Here is a 16,033-nt window from a genome sequence, read left to right on the forward strand (position 1 = left end):
CTGGTGGTTAAACTCCAGGCTTCCCTCGGAGATCAAGCTCATGAATACGTACTTGAGTCCCAGCCGCTTCATCGATAGTGACCACCCTGTGGTGGTGGAGTTCGCCGAGAAACATCGTGGAACCCGCCCGGATTTAAGTGACCAGGCAGTCAGTCTTTACTACGCGGTGCGTGAGGCCATTCGCTACAACCCCTATACCTTCAGCCGTGACCCCAACACCTTGAGCGCCAGCTTTGCCCTGGCGGCCGGCGAAAGCTACTGCGTACCCAAAGCCACGTTGCTCGCCGCTTGCGCGCGCCACTGCGGCATTCCCGCACGCATTGGCCTGGCTGACGTGCGCAACCACCTGTCCACCCCGCGACTGCTCGCCCTGCTCAAGAGTGACGTGTTCGCCATGCACGGTTATACCGAGCTTTACCTGAACGGCCGCTGGGTCAAGGCCACGCCGGCGTTCAACCAGCAACTGTGCGAAGTGTTCGACGTGCCGCCGCTGGAATTCGATGGCCTGCACGACAGCGTGTTTCACGCGTTCAATCGCCAGGGCCAGCGTTCGATGGAGTACGTGGTGGACCACGGGCAATTTGCTGATGTGCCTGAAGCATTTTTCTTCGCGCATATCCGCCAGTGTTACCCGCACTTGTTTGGCGACGATGCGCCCACCTTGCTTGGTGATATGCAGGGCGATTTAAGCCGCGGCTGAACCGGCGTATGCTGCTGCCTTCATCAAGCCATGTTCATCAACGATAAGGCGCGGTCATGCTGAAGATCTGGGGTCGTAAAAATTCATCAAACGTCAGGAAAGCACTGTGGTGCGCTGAGGAACTCGGCCTGGACTATGAAGCAATTGATGCGGGCGGGGCTTTTGGTGTGGTCGATACCCCGCAATACCGGGCCATGAACCCCAATGGCCGGGTGCCGGTGATCGAAGATGGCGACTTTGTGCTGTGGGAATCCAACACCATCGTGCGTTACCTGTGCGCCAAGCAGGCATCGGACTTTTACCCCAGCGACTTGCAAGCCCGGGCCAACGCCGAAAAGTGGATGGACTGGACCACTTCCACGCTCGCCGATCCGTTCAAAGCGGTGTTCTGGGGCATCGTGCGCACCCCGGCTGACCAGCAAAACTGGGACAGCATCAATGCCGGGCGCCAAGCCTGTATCGACGCGCTCAAAACCGTCGAACAAGCCCTCGCCGAGCAACCCTATCTGTCCGGTCAGGCGTTCGGCATGGGCGATATTCCCTTGGGCTGCTTCATCTACGCCTGGTTCGAGATGCCCATCGAACGCCCTGCCATGCCCCATCTGGAGGCCTGGTACCAGCGCCTGCAGCAGCGCCCGGCCTACCGCAAGGCGGTGATGACCGCGTTGACTTAATACACACTATTAATACGGGTGACTGTACTTGTGCGGCATGGGCACGCACCATGCTCGCACTGCATCACAGGTTGAACTACCTGCGGTGTGCCTTCATCTATTCTTTCTATTCCCTTCTTTGGTGCGTACTTCCATATGAGTTCCGCTCTGTCCATCCGGCAGCTAACCAAAACCTACGGCAACGGTTTCCAGGCCCTGAGTGGTATCGATCTGGACGTTGCCGAAGGTGACTTCTTCGCCTTGCTCGGCCCCAACGGTGCCGGCAAATCCACCACCATCGGCATTCTCTCCACCCTGGTCAACAAGACCAGCGGCACGGTGAATATCTTCGGGCATGACCTGGACAAATCCCCGGCGGCGCTCAAGCGTTCCATCGGCGTGGTGCCCCAGGAATTCAATTTCAACCAGTTCGAAAAGACCTTCGATATTGTCGTGACCCAGGCTGGCTACTACGGCATTCCGGCGAAAGTCGCCAAGGAACGCGCCGAGCAGTACCTGACCCAACTGGGCCTTTGGGACAAGCGTGACGTGCCTTCGCGCTCGCTGTCCGGTGGCATGAAGCGCCGCCTGATGATCGCCCGCGCCCTAGTGCACGAGCCGCGCCTGTTGATCCTTGACGAACCCACCGCCGGCGTGGACATCGAACTGCGCCGCTCGATGTGGACCTTCCTCACCGAACTGAACGAGAAGGGCATCACCATCATCCTCACCACCCACTACCTGGAGGAGGCTGAGCAGTTGTGCCGCAACATCGGCATCATCGACCACGGCACCATTGTCGAGAACACCAGCATGCGCAACCTGCTGGGCCAGTTGCATGTGGAGACCTTCCTGCTCGACCTGAAGAACAACCTGTCGGTGGCCCCGCAGTTGCTCGGCTACCCCAGCCGGCTGGTGGACAGCCACACCTTGGAAGTCCAGGTGGATAAGGCCATGGGCATCACCGCGCTGTTCACCCAGTTGGCGACTCAGAACATCGAAGTGCTGAGCCTGCGTAATAAAACCAATCGCCTTGAGGAGTTGTTCGTGTCCCTGGTGGAGAAAAATCTGGCGAAGGTGGCGGTATGAGTTCTGAACTGCAACCCAACCTCGTCGCGCTGCAAACCATTGTCTATCGCGAAGTGAAGCGCTTTACCCGGATCTGGCCGCAGACCCTGCTGCCGCCGGCGATCACCATGGTCCTGTACTTTGTGATCTTCGGTAACCTGATCGGCCGGCAAATCGGCGACATGGGTGGTTTCACCTACATGGAGTACATCGTGCCGGGCCTGATCATGATGTCGGTGATCACCAACTCCTACGGCAACGTGGTATCGAGTTTCTTTGGCAGCAAGTTCCAGCGCTCTATCGAAGAACTGATGGTCTCGCCGGTGTCACCGCACACCATCCTGATCGGCTACACCTTGGGCGGGGTGTTGCGTGGCCTGATGGTGGGGGTGATCGTGACGCTGCTGTCACTGTTCTTCACCCATCTGCAGGTGCATCACCTTGGGGTCACCATTCTGGTGGTAGTGCTGACGGCGACGATTTTTTCGCTGCTGGGCTTTATCAACGCCGTGTTCGCCCGCAACTTCGATGATATTTCCATTATCCCGACCTTCGTGCTGACGCCGCTGACCTACCTGGGCGGGGTGTTTTACTCCATCACCTTGCTGCCGCCGTTCTGGCAGACAGTGTCTCTGGCCAACCCGGTGCTGCACATGGTCAACGCCTTCCGCTACGGCATTCTGGGCGTGTCGGATATCAAGATCAGCGTGGCGATCACCTTTATGATCGTGGCCACCATCGTCTTGTATATCGGTTGTGCGCGGTTGCTGGTGAGTGGGCGTGGGATGCGCACCTAGCCGCTGACAGCACGCGAAAAAAATGTGGGAGCGGGCTTGCTCGCGAGTGCGGTAGATCAGTTGCTGATGCATTGACTGACACGACGCCTTCGCGAGCAAGCCCGCTCCCACATTTGCTATGTGCAGGGCTTTAAGCCTTCAGTGCCAGTTCGATCAGGGCGTGCAGTTCTTCTACCGCCAACGGCTGGGCCGAAAACAGAATACGAAACACTGTCGGCGCAGCGAGCAGGTTGATCAGATGGTTAACGCTCGGCGGCTGTTCCTGCGGATAGCGATCCACGATCACCTGCAACTGCCCACTCAGGATGCTCACGCAATACCCAGGCGTGGGGCTGCTTTGAACGTCGCGCATCATGTTGCGGCCTACGTCCGAACTCATCTCATCCAGGTATTGCTCGGCCCAGGCTTGCAGGTCGCCACGCAGGCTGCCGGTGTTGGCCGGTTCGGTATCGGGGCGCATACGGGCCAGGGCGACGTCGGCGAGCAGTACTGACAGATCGCCCCAGCGCCGATAAATGGTCGACGGTGTGACGCCTGCACATGCCGCAATCATCGGCACGGTGACGCTGGACCGCTCATGGGTTTCCAGCAGTTCGCGCACCGCCCTGTGGACGGATTCTTGTACCCGGGCACTACGGCCCCCCGGGCGGAGGCCTTCTTTGATCACCATGGGCAAGACCTTAACACAAAGAATTTGCTTTAAGCGCCAGCGAGTAGCACACTCCACAAAAGCAAAATATTAGCTTTAGCGGAGCGTGCCCATGTCCAGCGTCATCTCTCAACGGTCCAGCCTGGCGTTTCTGGTGATCACCGTGCTGACCTTTCTTGCTGCCTCCAGCGCGCCGACGCCGTTGTACCAGGTGTATCAAGACCACCTGCATTTTTCGGCGGCCATGCTCACGGCCATCTTCGGCGTGTATGCCGTGAGCCTGCTGGCGGCGCTGCTCACCGTGGGCTCGCTTTCGGATTACCTGGGGCGCAAGCCAGTGATCTTCGCCGCGCTGCTGCTCAATATCGTGGCGATGCTGCTGTTTATCGTTGCTGACAGCACCGCCTGCCTGCTGGCCGCACGCGCCTTGCAGGGTTTTGCGACCGGCACGGCGACCGCGGTATTGGGTGCGACGCTGCTTGACACCGATCGCGTGCGCGGCCCGATGCTCAACAGCCTTGCACCGATGCTCGGCATGGCCAGTGGTGGCCTGGGCAGTGGGCTGCTGGTGGAGTTCGCGCCCTGGCCGACCCAAATGATCTATTACACCCTGCTGGGCTTGATGGTGTTGCAGGCGCTGTATGTGTGGCGCCTGCCTGAAACGGTCAGCCGCATACCGGGCGCCTTGAAGTCGCTGGCGCCAACCCTGCATGTGCCGCCGCAAGCGCGCCGCGCGTTGTGGCTGGCGATGCCATTGAATGTGGCCGTATGGGCGCTGGGTGGGTTCTTTTCCTCGTTGGCGCCGTCGTTGGTGCGTGTCGCCACCGGGTCGACCTCGCACTTGATCGGCGGCGGGCTGGTGGCGGTGGTGACCTTGAGCGGCGCGGTGATGATCTACAGCCTGCGCAATCATGCGGCTGACAGGGTGATGCGCTTGTCGGCTGCACTGCTGGCCGTGGGCGTGGGGCTGCTGCTGGTTGCCGTAAACACTGCCAGCCTGTGGCTGTTCTTTGTCGCCAGTGTGATCGCAGGCCTGGGCTTCGGCGGCGGCTTCATGGGCAGTGTGCGCAGTATCGTGGGCCTGGCGTTGCCCCATGAGCGGGCGGGCCTGATGTCGGCGTTCTATGTATTGAGCTACCTGGCGTTCTGCATACCGGCGTTATTGGCGGGTAACCTGAGCCGTGTGTTTGGCTTGATCTCGACCACGGACGGCTACGGTGCGGTGCTTATCTTGTTGTCTCTCGCCGCGCTTGTTGGTTTGTTGATGCGGGACTCGGCGCAGACAAGGGCGAGGGCATGATTGTGATTGATATAGGTAAAGTAGATAACAGTTAGAGATATTACCCGTTATATAGATATTCGATCAGGTTCTATCATGGCTTCAACCTCAAATGAGGAAGAGGATTAACCCATGACCTGCTCGACCACTCACCGCTACAAACCCTTCAGTCACCTGACCCGTCCCCGGGAAGTGATTCGCCAGTTCACCCCGAACTGGTTCGCCGCGACCATGGGCACCGGTGTGCTGGCGCTGGCCTTGGCTCAGTTGCCAGTCAACTTGCCAGGTTTGCACGTTATCGCCGAGGGCCTGTGGCTGTTCACCATCGGCCTGTTTGTGCTGTTCAGCGTGCTCTATGCCGCCCGCTGGGTGATGTTTTTCCACGAGGCGCAACGCATCTTCGGGCACTCCACCGTCTCGATGTTTTTCGGCACTATCCCCATGGGGCTGGCGACCATTCTTAATGGCTTGCTGCTGTTCGGTCTGCCGCGCTGGGGCAGTGATGTCATCCCGCTGGCCGAAGCCCTGTGGTGGTTGGACGTGGCCATGTCCCTGGCCTGTGGTGTGCTGATCCCGTTCATGATGTTTACCCGCCAGGAGCACAGCATCGACCAGATGACCGCCGTCTGGCTGTTGCCCGTGGTGGCGGCCGAAGTGGCGGCGGCCAGCGGCGGCTTGCTCGCGCCGCATTTGGCCGATGCCCATTCGCAGCTGGTGATGCTGGTGACCAGCTACGTGCTGTGGGCGTTTTCCCTGCCGGTGGCGTTCAGCATCCTGACCATCCTGATGCTGCGCATGGCCTTGCATAAGTTGCCTCACGCCAATATGGCAGCGTCGAGCTGGTTGGCCCTGGGCCCTATCGGCACCGGTGCCCTGGGCATGTTATTGCTGGGTACGGACGCCCCTGCGATCTTCGCCGCCAATGGCCTGGCCAGTGTCGGTGAAATGGCTCACGGCCTTGGCCTGATTGCGGGCATCACCCTGTGGGGGTTTGGCTTGTGGTGGATGTTGATTGCGGTGTTGATCACCCTGCGTTACCTGCGCGCCGGTATCCCGTTCAACCTGGGCTGGTGGGGTTTCACTTTCCCATTGGGGGTGTACGCCCTGGCCACGCTGAAATTGGCGAGCCTGTTGCAGCTGGAGTTTTTCAGTGTGTTTGGCAGCGTGCTGGTGGTTGCGCTGGCGCTGATGTGGTTGATCGTGGCCAAGCGCACCGTGCAGGGCGCTTATAAAGGCGAGCTTTTTGTTTCGCCTTGTATTGCCGGGCTAGCGAATAAGTAAGCAGGATTAGGTAAAGTCGTGGCCTGATAAATAAGGCCACGCAGGAACACGGACGACGATGAGCCATCCTTCCCAATTTACCTTGCTGCGCACGCGGCGCTTCTTGCCGTTTTTCATCACTCAATTGCTGGGCGCGTTCAACGACAACATCTTCAAGCAATCGCTGATCCTGGCCATCCTTTACAAGCTCACCATCGAGGGCGACCGCTCCATCTGGGTCAACCTGTGCGCCTTGTTGTTTATCCTGCCGTTCTTCCTGTTCTCGGCGTTGGCCGGGCAGTTTGGCGAGAAATTCAACAAGGACGCGTTGATCCGCGCGATCAAGATCGGCGAGATCGTGATCATGGCCGTGGGCGCGACGGGTTTTTTGACCAATCATCTTGAACTGATGCTGCTGGCGCTGTTTGCCATGGGCACGCACTCGGCACTGTTCGGCCCGGTGAAGTACTCGATCATGCCTCAGGCATTGCACGACGATGAGTTGGTCGGTGGTAACGGCCTGGTAGAGATGGGCACGTTCCTGGCGATTCTGGCCGGCACCATCGGCGCCGGGATCATGATGTCTTCCACCCATTACGCGCCGGTGGTGGCGGTGGCGATTGTGGCCGTGGCGGTGCTGGGCTACCTGGCCAGCCGCAGCATCCCGCGCGCGGCGGCGTCGACACCTCAACTGCGCCTGGACTGGAATATCTTCACGCAGTCCTGGGCAACGTTGCGCATGGGCCTGGGGCAGACGCCTGCTGTGTCGCGCTCGATTGTCGGCAACTCATGGTTCTGGTTTGTCGGCGCGATCTACCTCACGCAAATCCCGGCCTATGCCAAGGAATGGTTGTACGGCGACGAAACCGTGGTGACCTTGATCCTCACGGTGTTCTCGGTGGGCATCGCCCTGGGCTCGATGCTGTGCGAAAAACTCTCCGGGCGTAAGGTGGAAATCGGCCTGGTGCCGTTTGGCTCGTTTGGCCTGACTGTGTTCGGCCTGCTGCTGTGGTGGCACTCCGGCGGCTTCCCGCAGAACGTGCAAGCCAACGATTGGCTCGCGGTGCTCGGCTACGGCCAGGCATGGTGGGTGCTGTTCGATATCCTCGGCCTGGGTGTGTTCGGCGGCTTTTACATCGTGCCGCTGTATGCGCTGATCCAGTCGCGCACCGCCGAGAACGAACGAGCTAGGGTGATCGCGGCCAACAACATTCTCAATGCACTGTTCATGGTGGTCTCGGCCATCGTCTCCATCCTGCTGTTGAGCGTGGCCAAGCTGTCGATCCCCGAGTTGTTCCTGGTGGTGTCGCTGCTCAACATCGCGGTTAACACTTACATCTTTAAAATCGTCCCCGAATTCACCATGCGCTTCATGATCTGGCTGCTCAGCCATTCCATGTACCGCGTGGAGCATCGCAACCTGCAAGCCATCCCGGATGAAGGCGCGGCGTTGCTGGTGTGCAACCATGTGTCGTTTGTCGATGCGCTGTTGATCGGCGGTGCAGTACGTCGGCCGATTCGCTTTGTCATGTACTACAAGATCTACCGCTTGCCGGTGCTCAACTTTATCTTCCGCACCGCCGGGGCGATTCCGATTGCCGGGCGCCATGAAGACATTCAGATCTACGAACAGGCGTTCGCGCGGATTGCCCAGTACCTCAAGGATGGCGAGTTGGTGTGCATCTTCCCGGAAGGCAAGCTGACCGCCGATGGCGAGATGAATGAGTTTCGCGGTGGGGTGACGCGCATCCTGGAGGAGACGCCGGTGCCGGTGATCCCGATGGCGTTGCAGGGGTTGTGGGGGAGTTTCTTCAGCCGCGATCCTAACAAGGGCTTTTTCCATCGGATCTGGTCGCGGGTGGTGTTGGTGGCGGGTGAGCCGGTGGCTGTGGAGGCGGCGACGCCTGAGCAGTTGCAGGCTGTGGTGGGTGGTTTGCGGGGGAGTGTCAGGTAGTTTGTGGTTGTTTGTCGGGACTTCATCGCAGGCAAGCCAGCTCCCACCTTTTGAATTGTGAATGCAGTCAAATGTGGGAGCTGGCTTGCCTGCGATAGCGGTAGTGGCTTAAGTCGAGATTTTGAGGCCAATCAGCCCGCAAATAATCAACGCCACACTGGCCAATCGAAACAGCGCCATGGATTCTCCAAACAGGATAATCCCGGCAATCACCGTGCCCACGGCACCGACGCCGGTCCAGATGGCATAGGCGGTGCCCAGCGGCAGTTCCTTCATGGCCAGCCCCAATAGCCCAAGGCTGACGGCCATGGCGGCAATGGTCAGGGCGGTGGGCAGTGGCTTGCTGAACCCGTCGGTGTACTTCAGGCCGACGGCCCAGCCCACTTCAAACAACCCGGCAAAAAACAGAATGATCCAGGACATGATGACCTCGCTTCTATCAAAGTGGGGTCGTCCCCGGGTAAGCGCTTGATAGCGTCGCGAGGTCGTCCCCGCGAAGTTCGGTAGAGTGCCGAAATTGGACCGCGCGATCAAGTTACGGCGTGGTTTCCAGCGCGCGACGGTCTTCCTTTTCGCTCATGCGGCGGAAATAGGTCGACAGCAACGCCCCGGAAATATTGTGCCAGACGCTGAAGAGCGCACTGGGCACTGCCGCCAGCGGCGAAAAGTGGGCACTGGCCAAGGCGGCGCCCAGCCCGGAGTTCTGCATGCCCACTTCCAGGGCCAGCGACTTGCGTTGCGCCAGCGGTAACTTGAACAGGCGCCCGGTGAAGTAGCCCAACAGGTAACCGAAGCTGTTGTGCAACATCACCACGGCCATGATCAGCAGGCCCGACTCGGCAATCTTGCCTTGGCTTGCGGCAACCACGGCCGCTACGATGATCACAATGCTGACCACCGACACCAGTGGCAGCACGTCCACCGCATGCCTTACCCGATCACCGAGCAAGCGCTGCGCGACCACGCCCAGTACGATGGGCAGCAGCACCACTTGCAGGATCGACCAGAACAGCTCCATGAACGACACCGGCAGCCAGGCCGAGGCCAGCAGCCAGATCAATGCCGGTGTGAGCAGCGGCGCGAGGAGGGTGGTGACCGCGGCAATCGCCACCGATAACGCCAGGTCACCCCGGGCCAGCCAGGTCATCACGTTGGACGACGTGCCACTTGGGCAACAGCCGACCAGGATCACGCCAACGGCTATTTCCGCTGGCAAATGGAACGCTTGGCACAGCAACCATGCCACGCCCGGCATGATCACGAAATGCGCGACCACGCCCAAGGCCACGCGCCACGGGTGGCGAGCGACTTCGGCGAAGTCTTCCAGTTTCAAGGTCAACCCCATGCCGAACATCACCAGGCCCAGCAGTGGGACGATGGCGCTTTTCAGGCCGATGAACCAGCTGGGTTGGAGAAAGGCGACGACGGCGAAGATCAACACCCAGTAGGCGAAGGTGTTGCCGACGAAGCGGCTCAAGGCGGCGAGTGCGCGCATGGGGGTGTCCTTGTTATTAGAGTGTTGGATAGGGCGATGCAATCCAATGTGGGAGCTGGCTTGCCTGCGATAGCGGTGTATCAGTCGGCACTACTCTGGCTGACACTCCGCCATCGCAGGCAAGCCAGCTCCCACACTGACCGTGCCCACAGTGGATCGGTGTTGTTTAGATGCCCTGCGGTGTTTCTTCGCCGCCCAGTGCCTCCACCAACGCCGGCAGGAAATCGCCGAAGGTCAGCATCATCAAGGTAAAGCTGGCATCCAGTTGGCCCAGGGCTTCATCACCACCGTCCTGTTCCGCCTGGTCTTGCAGCAGGTCTTCGAATTTCAGGCGCTTGACGGTCATCTTGTCGTCGAGCATGAAGGACAACTTGTCCTGCCACGCCAGGGACAGTTGGGTCACGACCTTGCCGGTGGTCAGGTGCAGTTGGATCTCTTCGCTGGTCAGGTCCTGGCGCTTGCAACGCACGATGCCGCCGTCTTCGTGGGTGTCGCGCAGTTCGCATTCGTCGAGGACGAAGAAGTCGTCGGCCGGTTTCTGGGTGGTGACCCAGTCGGTCATGATCGCAGTCGGGGCGGTTTTTACCGTCAGCGGGCGCACGGGCAGGGTGCCGATCACTTCGCGCAGGGTCGACAGCAGGTCTTCGGCGCGCTTGGGGCTGGCCGAGTTGACCAGGATCAGGCCCTGTTTCGGCGCGATCGCAGCGAAGGTCGACGAGCGACGGATAAAGGCGCGAGGCAGGAAGGCCTGGATGATTTCATCCTTGATCTGGTCGCGCTCCTTCTTATAGACCTTGCGCATCTGCTCGGCTTCGATCTCTTCGACTTTCTCTTTAAGTGCATCACGCACCACGCTACCCGGCAGGATGCGTTCTTCCTTGCGGGCGGCGATCAGCAGGAAATCGCCGCTGACGTGAACCAGGGGAGCATCTTCACCTTTACCGAAAGGCGCGACGAAACCGTAAGTGGTCAACTCCTGGCTTGCACAAGGGCGCGCCAGCTTGGTGGCCATGGCCGCTTCCAACGCCTCGGCATCAACAGGCAGATCTTGGGTCAGGCGATAGATAAGCAGGTTCTTGAACCACATGGGGTGAGTCTCTCCTCTATACAAAGGGGGGCATTATTCTCTTGATCACGCCGCAGGCCAACCCTGCCTAAGCCATTGGAAGGGCTGAAAAAAAAGATTTAAGAAAGTGCTTGCCAGACTTAAGGTCGCTCCGTAGAATGCGCGCCACACCGAAACGAAGGGTGATTAGCTCAGCTGGGAGAGCGTCTGCCTTACAAGCAGAATGTCGGCGGTTCGATCCCGTCATCACCCACCATTCGCTTCATGTGTTACGCGCAGCGGTAGTTCAGTCGGTTAGAATACCGGCCTGTCACGCCGGGGGTCGCGGGTTCGAGTCCCGTCCGCTGCGCCATATTCGGTTACCTGGAACGCTGAACGCTAGGTAACCACAGAAAGCCCGCTCATCGAGCGGGCTTTTTTCTGTCCGAAATATGGCAAAAAATCGTGCGCTAAACTTTTTTTAAATAAATTGCATTTAAATCAAGACATTACGATTTTTTGGTGTATGATGCGCCCACACCGAAACGAAGGGTGATTAGCTCAGCTGGGAGAGCGTCTGCCTTACAAGCAGAATGTCGGCGGTTCGATCCCGTCATCACCCACCATTCGCTTCAAGTGTTACGCGCAGCGGTAGTTCAGTCGGTTAGAATACCGGCCTGTCACGCCGGGGGTCGCGGGTTCGAGTCCCGTCCGCTGCGCCATATTCGGTCACCTGGAACACTGAACGCCAGGTAGCCACAAGAAACCCGCTCATTGAGCGGGTTTTTTTTCGCCTGCAATTTAACGCACCTTACGGTGCGTTGCGGCTGTGGCGGTAGTCGCTGACGGCTTCGTACACCGCTTTGCGCAGCCGATTGATGCCGCCGATAGGGCGGTGGGCTTCCAGCCCGAACCAGGGGTTGAACGACTGGTTATCGCACGCCAGGTTCTGCGCCGGCGTGTCAAAGTCCTGGGCGGGAATTCTCACCTTGGCCACGGTTTCATACGGCGCGTCGCTTTCCTTCCATTCGATGCTGGTGTCTTCGATGGGCATGAACGCCTGTGGGTTTTGCCGCTGGATCTGCAGCACAAAACACGCATCTACACGGTCGGTGGACAGTTGCTGGTTGAGCGCGCTGCGCAGGAAGTTGGGCAGGTCCTGGTTCTGTTTGGGCAGCACATAATCCGGGCAGCTTTGCGGGTCGGGCGCGACGCGAAACTTGGCGTTGGCCGCGCCAAACTTATAAGGCGACACTGAAAAGTAAGTCGTCTGCGTCGGGCTGGCCGGGGCGGGCGCCAGGGTTGCCAGGGCGATAAACAGGTGACGCACTTGCCAGCTGCGCGGGTCGAGCTTGGGAAAGAACGCCAGGACCTTCTTGCCATCCGCTTGCGCACCGATGTTCTGCGCGTATTCCGCAACATCGCTGACAAAGAAGTTCGGATGGCTGAACATCACGAAATCCTGCTCGGTGCGCGCTTGCTGGTCGGCCATCAGTTGCTTGCCCGGCACATCCAGCAGCTTGATCGCCATGCCGCGGGCATCGCGGATGCTGTCGAATTGCGGGTAGGCGTTGCCGTTGGACAGGCGCATCGTCGCCTGCCAGGTCTTGCCCGGCTCGGCGAACACACCCTGGCGCAAGGCCGGGTCGAGATCCGCCAGGACGCTGACCTCGGCTTTCACGCATCCATGGGCCTTGGCATGGGCATCACGCAGGTAGCGAGTGCCTTCGCGATGCTGGTCAACGATGCGCACGGCGGTCTGGATGATGCCTTGGGTCATCGCCGCTTCACCCGGCGGGATCTGTTCTTTCACCGACACCGGGCCCCTGTGCTGCCAGGCGAACCACGCCATGGCCAACACCCACCCCAGCAGGCCCAGGCCCAGCAGCCACAACAGGGTTTTACCCACAAAGGCGCCAAGGCGCAGCCAGAGACGAGCAAGCATGGAGCGGTCCTTGTTTTGCGATCGGATAATCATGGCAGTTGTTGCTCCAGCGGGCCGCCCAGCACTTTGAGGTATTCGAGCAGCGCCCAGCGTTCCTGCGGCAGCAGGCCACGGCCGATCACGCCATTGCCGCGCTCGCCGGCACGGAATTCGTGGCCGCTGTTGTGGTTGCCGGTGATTTTGGTATCGAACAGGAAGGCGTTCTTGAAGGCGGTGGTCTCAAACCCCAGGTGGCGCGGGTCGTAGTTGAAGGTGCCTTTATAGAAGGTGGTGCTGCGTTCGTCCTGGGGCGAGAGCAGTTGGTAGATCGTCGGCACCGAACCGTTGTGCAGGAACGGCGGGGTGGCCCATACGCCGGCCAGCGGTCGCGCCTTGTAGGCACGCAACTCGCGCACGCCGATGGGCAGGCCGAACCCGTCCAGGCCCGGGCGCTCGGCCGGGGTGACGCCGGCCGCACGGTAGGCATGCTCTTCGACGAAGGCGGTGACATAGGCCAGGCCCTGGGCTACCGACATTTTTTTCAGGTCCAGCGGCGCGGTAGGGGTGGGGTGCAGTTCGACATTGAGTTGGGCCAGTTCGGCCGGGTCCCATTGCAGGGCACTGAGGTCATAGCGTTGGTCGGCAATGTTGTTGGCTGTGCCGGGGTCGGTGCCGATGTAGTCCACCGGCAGCATTTTCAACTGCTGCACCGGGCGGCCGTTTTCTTGGGTAACGGTGGGCAGGTGGCAGCCGGCGCAGTTCTCGGCAAAGAGTGCGCGGCCCTGGGCGGCGAGGGGTTTGTCGATGGCGCCGAACAAGTCTTGCGGCCAGGTCGGCGGCTTGAGCCGTTGCAGGGTCTCTTCGATCAGGTGCAGGTCGCGCACCCGTACGCTGGAGGGGTAGCGGGCATCGCCCTTGAGCGGTTGCCCGGCAGCGTCGAAGAACGCCAGGGTTGCGCCTACGCCAAGGGCTTCGCCGATATTGCGCGCCATGGGCTGCTGGGCCGAGCCATTCCACTGCACCCAGTCGAAGGTCCAGATGTCCCACAGCTGCGGGTAGTCCACCGGCGCATTGGCGACGCGATAATTGTCTGGGGAAATAGCGTCGCCAAAACTGGCGTTGGCGATGCGCCCAAAGGCGTCAGTACGGCCCGGGCCTTCTTCGGTGGGGTAAAGGCCGCGATGGGTGTCATTCCAGGCGACTTTGAGGAACTGGTTCAGCGATTGCTTGAAGTCTTTGCGCAGTTGATCGCGCTGGGCATCGTACTGATCCCCCAGCACCTTGTGGGCAAAGCGCTCGAACTTCCATGGGTTGTAATAGGTAGCGGCCAGGCTGGCGACCAGGGCCTGGCCGAAACTGCCGCCGCGCAACGTGGGAACGCTGGAGGGCAGCACGTGCTGCGCCGAGCCGCCGTCGATGCGCAGGGCCTGGCCCTTGAAGTGCAATTCGCCGGTGTGGCATGCCGCACAGGTGATATCCAGGTACTGAGCCTTGCTGTCGGCGTTCTGGTGCCGGGCGAACCCTACCGGCAGGTTGCCAGGGTTTTGCGCGGTGGCCGTCTGCTTGGGGTCGACCAGGAAGCCGAAGCGCGCCAGGTATTCCGGCGCGGCAAAGCGTTGCTCGGAGAACGGCAGCTCCAGGGCGGTGAACCAGTCGTAGTGCAGGCCTTTTACTTGGGTGCCCTGGGGCGTGAAGTAGTAGGTCTGGCGGTCGGCGGCACTCCATTGCTCCTGGTAGTGCACCTGCTTTACGGGCACATAATCCGGCAGTTTGGGATTGAGGGTGTAGTAGAGCACCACGGCCAGAATCAGGCCCAGTGCGATCAGTATCAGGAGTAAAACACGGGAAAAAATGCGCAAGATAACTATCCTTGTCGAATTGTCGCGTTGTTATGCCACTGCGCTACAGGTGCGGCAAGTAGCAATTGGCCCGCTATCAGGCGGTCCCGCGATCCGTCGCGGGGCCCCATGATAAATGGAAATGCTTTTAAACACGTGAACTTATCAGAAGTTTCCTGCTCACATGCCGGTAGCCATTGGTCGTGGCCGCCTGATAAGCTCGCGACTTTATTCGAATGCCCTTATGGCGCATGAACAAGGAAATAGCATGAAACAGCATCGGTTGGCGGCGGCGGTGGCCCTGGTTAGCCTGGTACTTGCGGGTTGTGATTCGCAGACCAGCGTAGAGCTGAAAACCCCGGCGCAAAAAGCTTCCTACGGCATCGGCCTGAACATGGGCAAGAGCCTTGCCCAAGAAGGCATGGACGACCTGGACTCCAAAGCTGTTGCCCAGGGCATCGAAGATGCCGTCGGCAAGAAAGAGCAGAAGCTCAAGGACGATGAGCTGGTTGAGGCGTTTGCCGCACTGCAAAAGCGTGCTGAAGAACGTATGACCAAAATGAGCGAAGAGTCGGCAGCCGCTGGCAAGAAATTCCTCGAAGACAACGCCAAGAAAGACGGTGTCGTCACCACCGCTTCCGGCCTGCAGTACAAGATCGTGAAGAAGGCTGACGGCGCCCAGCCTAAGCCAACCGACGTGGTGACTGTTCACTACACCGGCAAGCTCACCAACGGTACTACCTTTGACAGCTCCGTAGATCGCGGTAGCCCGATCGACCTGCCGGTCAGCGGCGTGATCCCGGGTTGGGTCGAAGGCCTGCAACTGATGCACGTTGGCGAGAAGGTCGAGCTGTACATCCCGTCCGACCTGGCCTACGGCGCCCAGAGCCCGAGCCCGGCGATCCCGGCCAACTCCGTGCTGGTATTTGACCTGGAGCTGCTGGCCATCAAGGACCCAGCCAAGGCAGAAGCGGCTGACGCGCCTGCTGCACCAGCCGCCAAGAAGTAATCGGCGCCTGAACACACAACGCCCCGTCTCGACGGGGCGTTGTTGTTTTCGGCGTTGGTCAAACGACGCAAAATTCCCTGTGGGAGCTGGCTTGCCTGCGATGGCGGCCAGCCAGTCGACGCCTATCTCCCAGGCACCCCAACGATCCAACTGTGCGGGCTTGCTCGCGAAGGCGGCCTGACAGGCGACACAGCTATACCGAGTACATATCCATTCCTGCGGTAACGGCCACCTAGGGTTCCGCTCTGACAGCGGCTCACTTTTGAAAAGCGCAAAAGTAAGCAAAACGCTCGTGCCCCACCACTCGGCACCTCGCTTAGGCTCGGTGTGCCCGAACACAGGCTTGAATCCGTGGGCCGCCG

14 protein-coding genes and 4 tRNA genes are annotated in these 16,033 nt (G+C 60.0%); 12 read left to right on the top strand and 6 right to left on the bottom strand.

Annotated features, from left to right (window positions below; all coding sequences use genetic code 11):
- The first annotated feature begins 40 nt into the window (after positions 1-40).
- The 4 genes from A7K61_RS21375 to A7K61_RS21390 all read left to right on the top strand — a co-directional run bounded on the left by A7K61_RS21375 (position 41) and on the right by A7K61_RS21390 (position 3,218).
- Positions 41-700: a transglutaminase family protein gene (locus tag A7K61_RS21375; protein ID WP_032892576.1), complete on the top strand. Its 660-nt coding sequence runs from the start codon at positions 41-43 to the stop codon at positions 698-700.
- Positions 701-756: 56 nt separating this feature from the next.
- A complete protein-coding gene (locus A7K61_RS21380) occupies positions 757-1,374 on the top strand; it encodes a glutathione S-transferase family protein (protein WP_032892575.1) in 618 nt (205 codons plus the stop codon).
- 135 nt (positions 1,375-1,509) lie between these two features.
- Positions 1,510-2,442, top strand: a complete 933-nt coding sequence (locus tag A7K61_RS21385; protein ID WP_014717781.1) for an ABC transporter ATP-binding protein — start codon at positions 1,510-1,512, stop codon at positions 2,440-2,442.
- Entirely contained in the window at positions 2,439-3,218 is a 780-nt protein-coding gene (locus tag A7K61_RS21390; protein WP_003190115.1) for an ABC transporter permease, read from the top strand. Before A7K61_RS21385 ends, A7K61_RS21390 begins: the two co-directional genes overlap by 4 nt.
- Before the next feature lie 130 nt (positions 3,219-3,348).
- Here the strand turns inward: A7K61_RS21390 and A7K61_RS21395 are convergent, their stop codons facing one another.
- Positions 3,349-3,888 carry a TetR/AcrR family transcriptional regulator gene (locus A7K61_RS21395; protein WP_069558313.1) on the bottom strand — a complete coding sequence of 180 codons (540 nt, stop codon included), beginning with the start codon at positions 3,886-3,888 and terminating at the stop codon, positions 3,349-3,351.
- 91 nt (positions 3,889-3,979) lie between these two features.
- Here A7K61_RS21395 and A7K61_RS21400 point away from each other — a divergent pair, with 91 nt between their 5' ends.
- The 3 genes from A7K61_RS21400 to A7K61_RS21410 all read left to right on the top strand — a co-directional run bounded on the left by A7K61_RS21400 (position 3,980) and on the right by A7K61_RS21410 (position 8,360).
- On the top strand, positions 3,980-5,167 hold the full coding sequence (locus tag A7K61_RS21400; RefSeq protein WP_069558314.1) for an MFS transporter: 1,188 nt from the start codon (positions 3,980-3,982) through the stop codon (positions 5,165-5,167).
- A gap of 111 nt (positions 5,168-5,278) precedes the next feature.
- Positions 5,279-6,427 (top strand): TDT family transporter, encoded by a 1,149-nt coding sequence (locus A7K61_RS21405; protein WP_069558315.1) that lies wholly within the window; start codon positions 5,279-5,281, stop codon positions 6,425-6,427.
- Positions 6,428-6,485: 58 nt separating this feature from the next.
- Positions 6,486-8,360 carry an MFS transporter gene (locus A7K61_RS21410; protein ID WP_069558316.1) on the top strand — a complete coding sequence of 625 codons (1,875 nt, stop codon included), beginning with the start codon at positions 6,486-6,488 and terminating at the stop codon, positions 8,358-8,360.
- Between the two features lie 108 nt (positions 8,361-8,468).
- Here the strand turns inward: A7K61_RS21410 and sugE are convergent, their stop codons facing one another.
- The 3 genes from sugE to rdgC form a co-directional block, all read right to left on the bottom strand.
- A complete protein-coding gene (gene sugE / locus A7K61_RS21415; protein ID WP_010211634.1) occupies positions 8,469-8,783 on the bottom strand; it encodes a quaternary ammonium compound efflux SMR transporter SugE in 315 nt (104 codons plus the stop codon).
- A 112-nt stretch (positions 8,784-8,895) separates the two neighbouring features.
- Complete coding sequence (locus tag A7K61_RS21420) at positions 8,896-9,855, bottom strand: bile acid:sodium symporter family protein (protein WP_003190129.1); 960 nt, start codon at positions 9,853-9,855, stop codon at positions 8,896-8,898.
- Between the two features lie 166 nt (positions 9,856-10,021).
- Positions 10,022-10,942, bottom strand: coding sequence for a recombination-associated protein RdgC (gene rdgC / locus A7K61_RS21425; RefSeq protein ID WP_020301078.1), 921 nt, complete (start codon positions 10,940-10,942; stop codon positions 10,022-10,024).
- A gap of 159 nt (positions 10,943-11,101) precedes the next feature.
- Here rdgC and A7K61_RS21430 point away from each other — a divergent pair.
- The 4 genes from A7K61_RS21430 (at position 11,102) to A7K61_RS21445 (ending at position 11,622) form a co-directional block, all read left to right on the top strand.
- Positions 11,102-11,177 (top strand) — tRNA-Val (locus tag A7K61_RS21430).
- Between the two features lie 19 nt (positions 11,178-11,196).
- Positions 11,197-11,273: transfer RNA gene (locus tag A7K61_RS21435), tRNA-Asp, on the top strand.
- A 177-nt stretch (positions 11,274-11,450) separates the two neighbouring features.
- A tRNA-Val gene (locus tag A7K61_RS21440) sits at positions 11,451-11,526 on the top strand.
- Between the two features lie 19 nt (positions 11,527-11,545).
- Positions 11,546-11,622, top strand: a tRNA-Asp gene (locus tag A7K61_RS21445).
- Positions 11,623-11,711: 89 nt separating this feature from the next.
- Here the strand turns inward: A7K61_RS21445 and A7K61_RS21450 are convergent.
- Positions 11,712-12,845 carry a catalase family protein gene (locus tag A7K61_RS21450; RefSeq protein ID WP_044273086.1) on the bottom strand — a complete coding sequence of 378 codons (1,134 nt, stop codon included), beginning with the start codon at positions 12,843-12,845 and terminating at the stop codon, positions 11,712-11,714.
- A gap of 29 nt (positions 12,846-12,874) precedes the next feature.
- Positions 12,875-14,683 (bottom strand): di-heme-cytochrome C peroxidase, encoded by a 1,809-nt coding sequence (locus A7K61_RS21455; protein ID WP_069558317.1) that lies wholly within the window; start codon positions 14,681-14,683, stop codon positions 12,875-12,877.
- Between the two features lie 247 nt (positions 14,684-14,930).
- Between A7K61_RS21455 and A7K61_RS21460 the strand changes: the two genes are divergently transcribed.
- Complete coding sequence (locus A7K61_RS21460) at positions 14,931-15,671, top strand: FKBP-type peptidyl-prolyl cis-trans isomerase (RefSeq protein WP_003190133.1); 741 nt, start codon at positions 14,931-14,933, stop codon at positions 15,669-15,671.
- Positions 15,672-16,033 lie beyond the last annotated feature (362 nt).

This window comes from Pseudomonas sp. AP42 (genome assembly GCF_001728935.1).
GTDB lineage: Bacteria > Pseudomonadota > Gammaproteobacteria > Pseudomonadales > Pseudomonadaceae > Aquipseudomonas > Aquipseudomonas lactis.

Coding starts and splice junctions, on each gene's coding strand:
- A7K61_RS21375 (WP_032892576.1), top strand. CDS start 41: ATGAATACGTACTTGAGTCCCAGCCGCTTCATCGATAGTGACCACCCT.
- A7K61_RS21380 (WP_032892575.1), top strand. CDS start 757: ATGCTGAAGATCTGGGGTCGTAAAAATTCATCAAACGTCAGGAAAGCA.
- A7K61_RS21385 (WP_014717781.1), top strand. CDS start 1,510: ATGAGTTCCGCTCTGTCCATCCGGCAGCTAACCAAAACCTACGGCAAC.
- A7K61_RS21390 (WP_003190115.1), top strand. CDS start 2,439: ATGAGTTCTGAACTGCAACCCAACCTCGTCGCGCTGCAAACCATTGTC.
- A7K61_RS21395 (WP_069558313.1), bottom strand. CDS start 3,888: ATGGTGATCAAAGAAGGCCTCCGCCCGGGGGGCCGTAGTGCCCGGGTA.
- A7K61_RS21400 (WP_069558314.1), top strand. CDS start 3,980: ATGTCCAGCGTCATCTCTCAACGGTCCAGCCTGGCGTTTCTGGTGATC.
- A7K61_RS21405 (WP_069558315.1), top strand. CDS start 5,279: ATGACCTGCTCGACCACTCACCGCTACAAACCCTTCAGTCACCTGACC.
- A7K61_RS21410 (WP_069558316.1), top strand. CDS start 6,486: ATGAGCCATCCTTCCCAATTTACCTTGCTGCGCACGCGGCGCTTCTTG.
- sugE (WP_010211634.1), bottom strand. CDS start 8,783: ATGTCCTGGATCATTCTGTTTTTTGCCGGGTTGTTTGAAGTGGGCTGG.
- A7K61_RS21420 (WP_003190129.1), bottom strand. CDS start 9,855: ATGCGCGCACTCGCCGCCTTGAGCCGCTTCGTCGGCAACACCTTCGCC.
- rdgC (WP_020301078.1), bottom strand. CDS start 10,942: ATGTGGTTCAAGAACCTGCTTATCTATCGCCTGACCCAAGATCTGCCT.
- A7K61_RS21450 (WP_044273086.1), bottom strand. CDS start 12,845: ATGCTTGCTCGTCTCTGGCTGCGCCTTGGCGCCTTTGTGGGTAAAACC.
- A7K61_RS21460 (WP_003190133.1), top strand. CDS start 14,931: ATGAAACAGCATCGGTTGGCGGCGGCGGTGGCCCTGGTTAGCCTGGTA.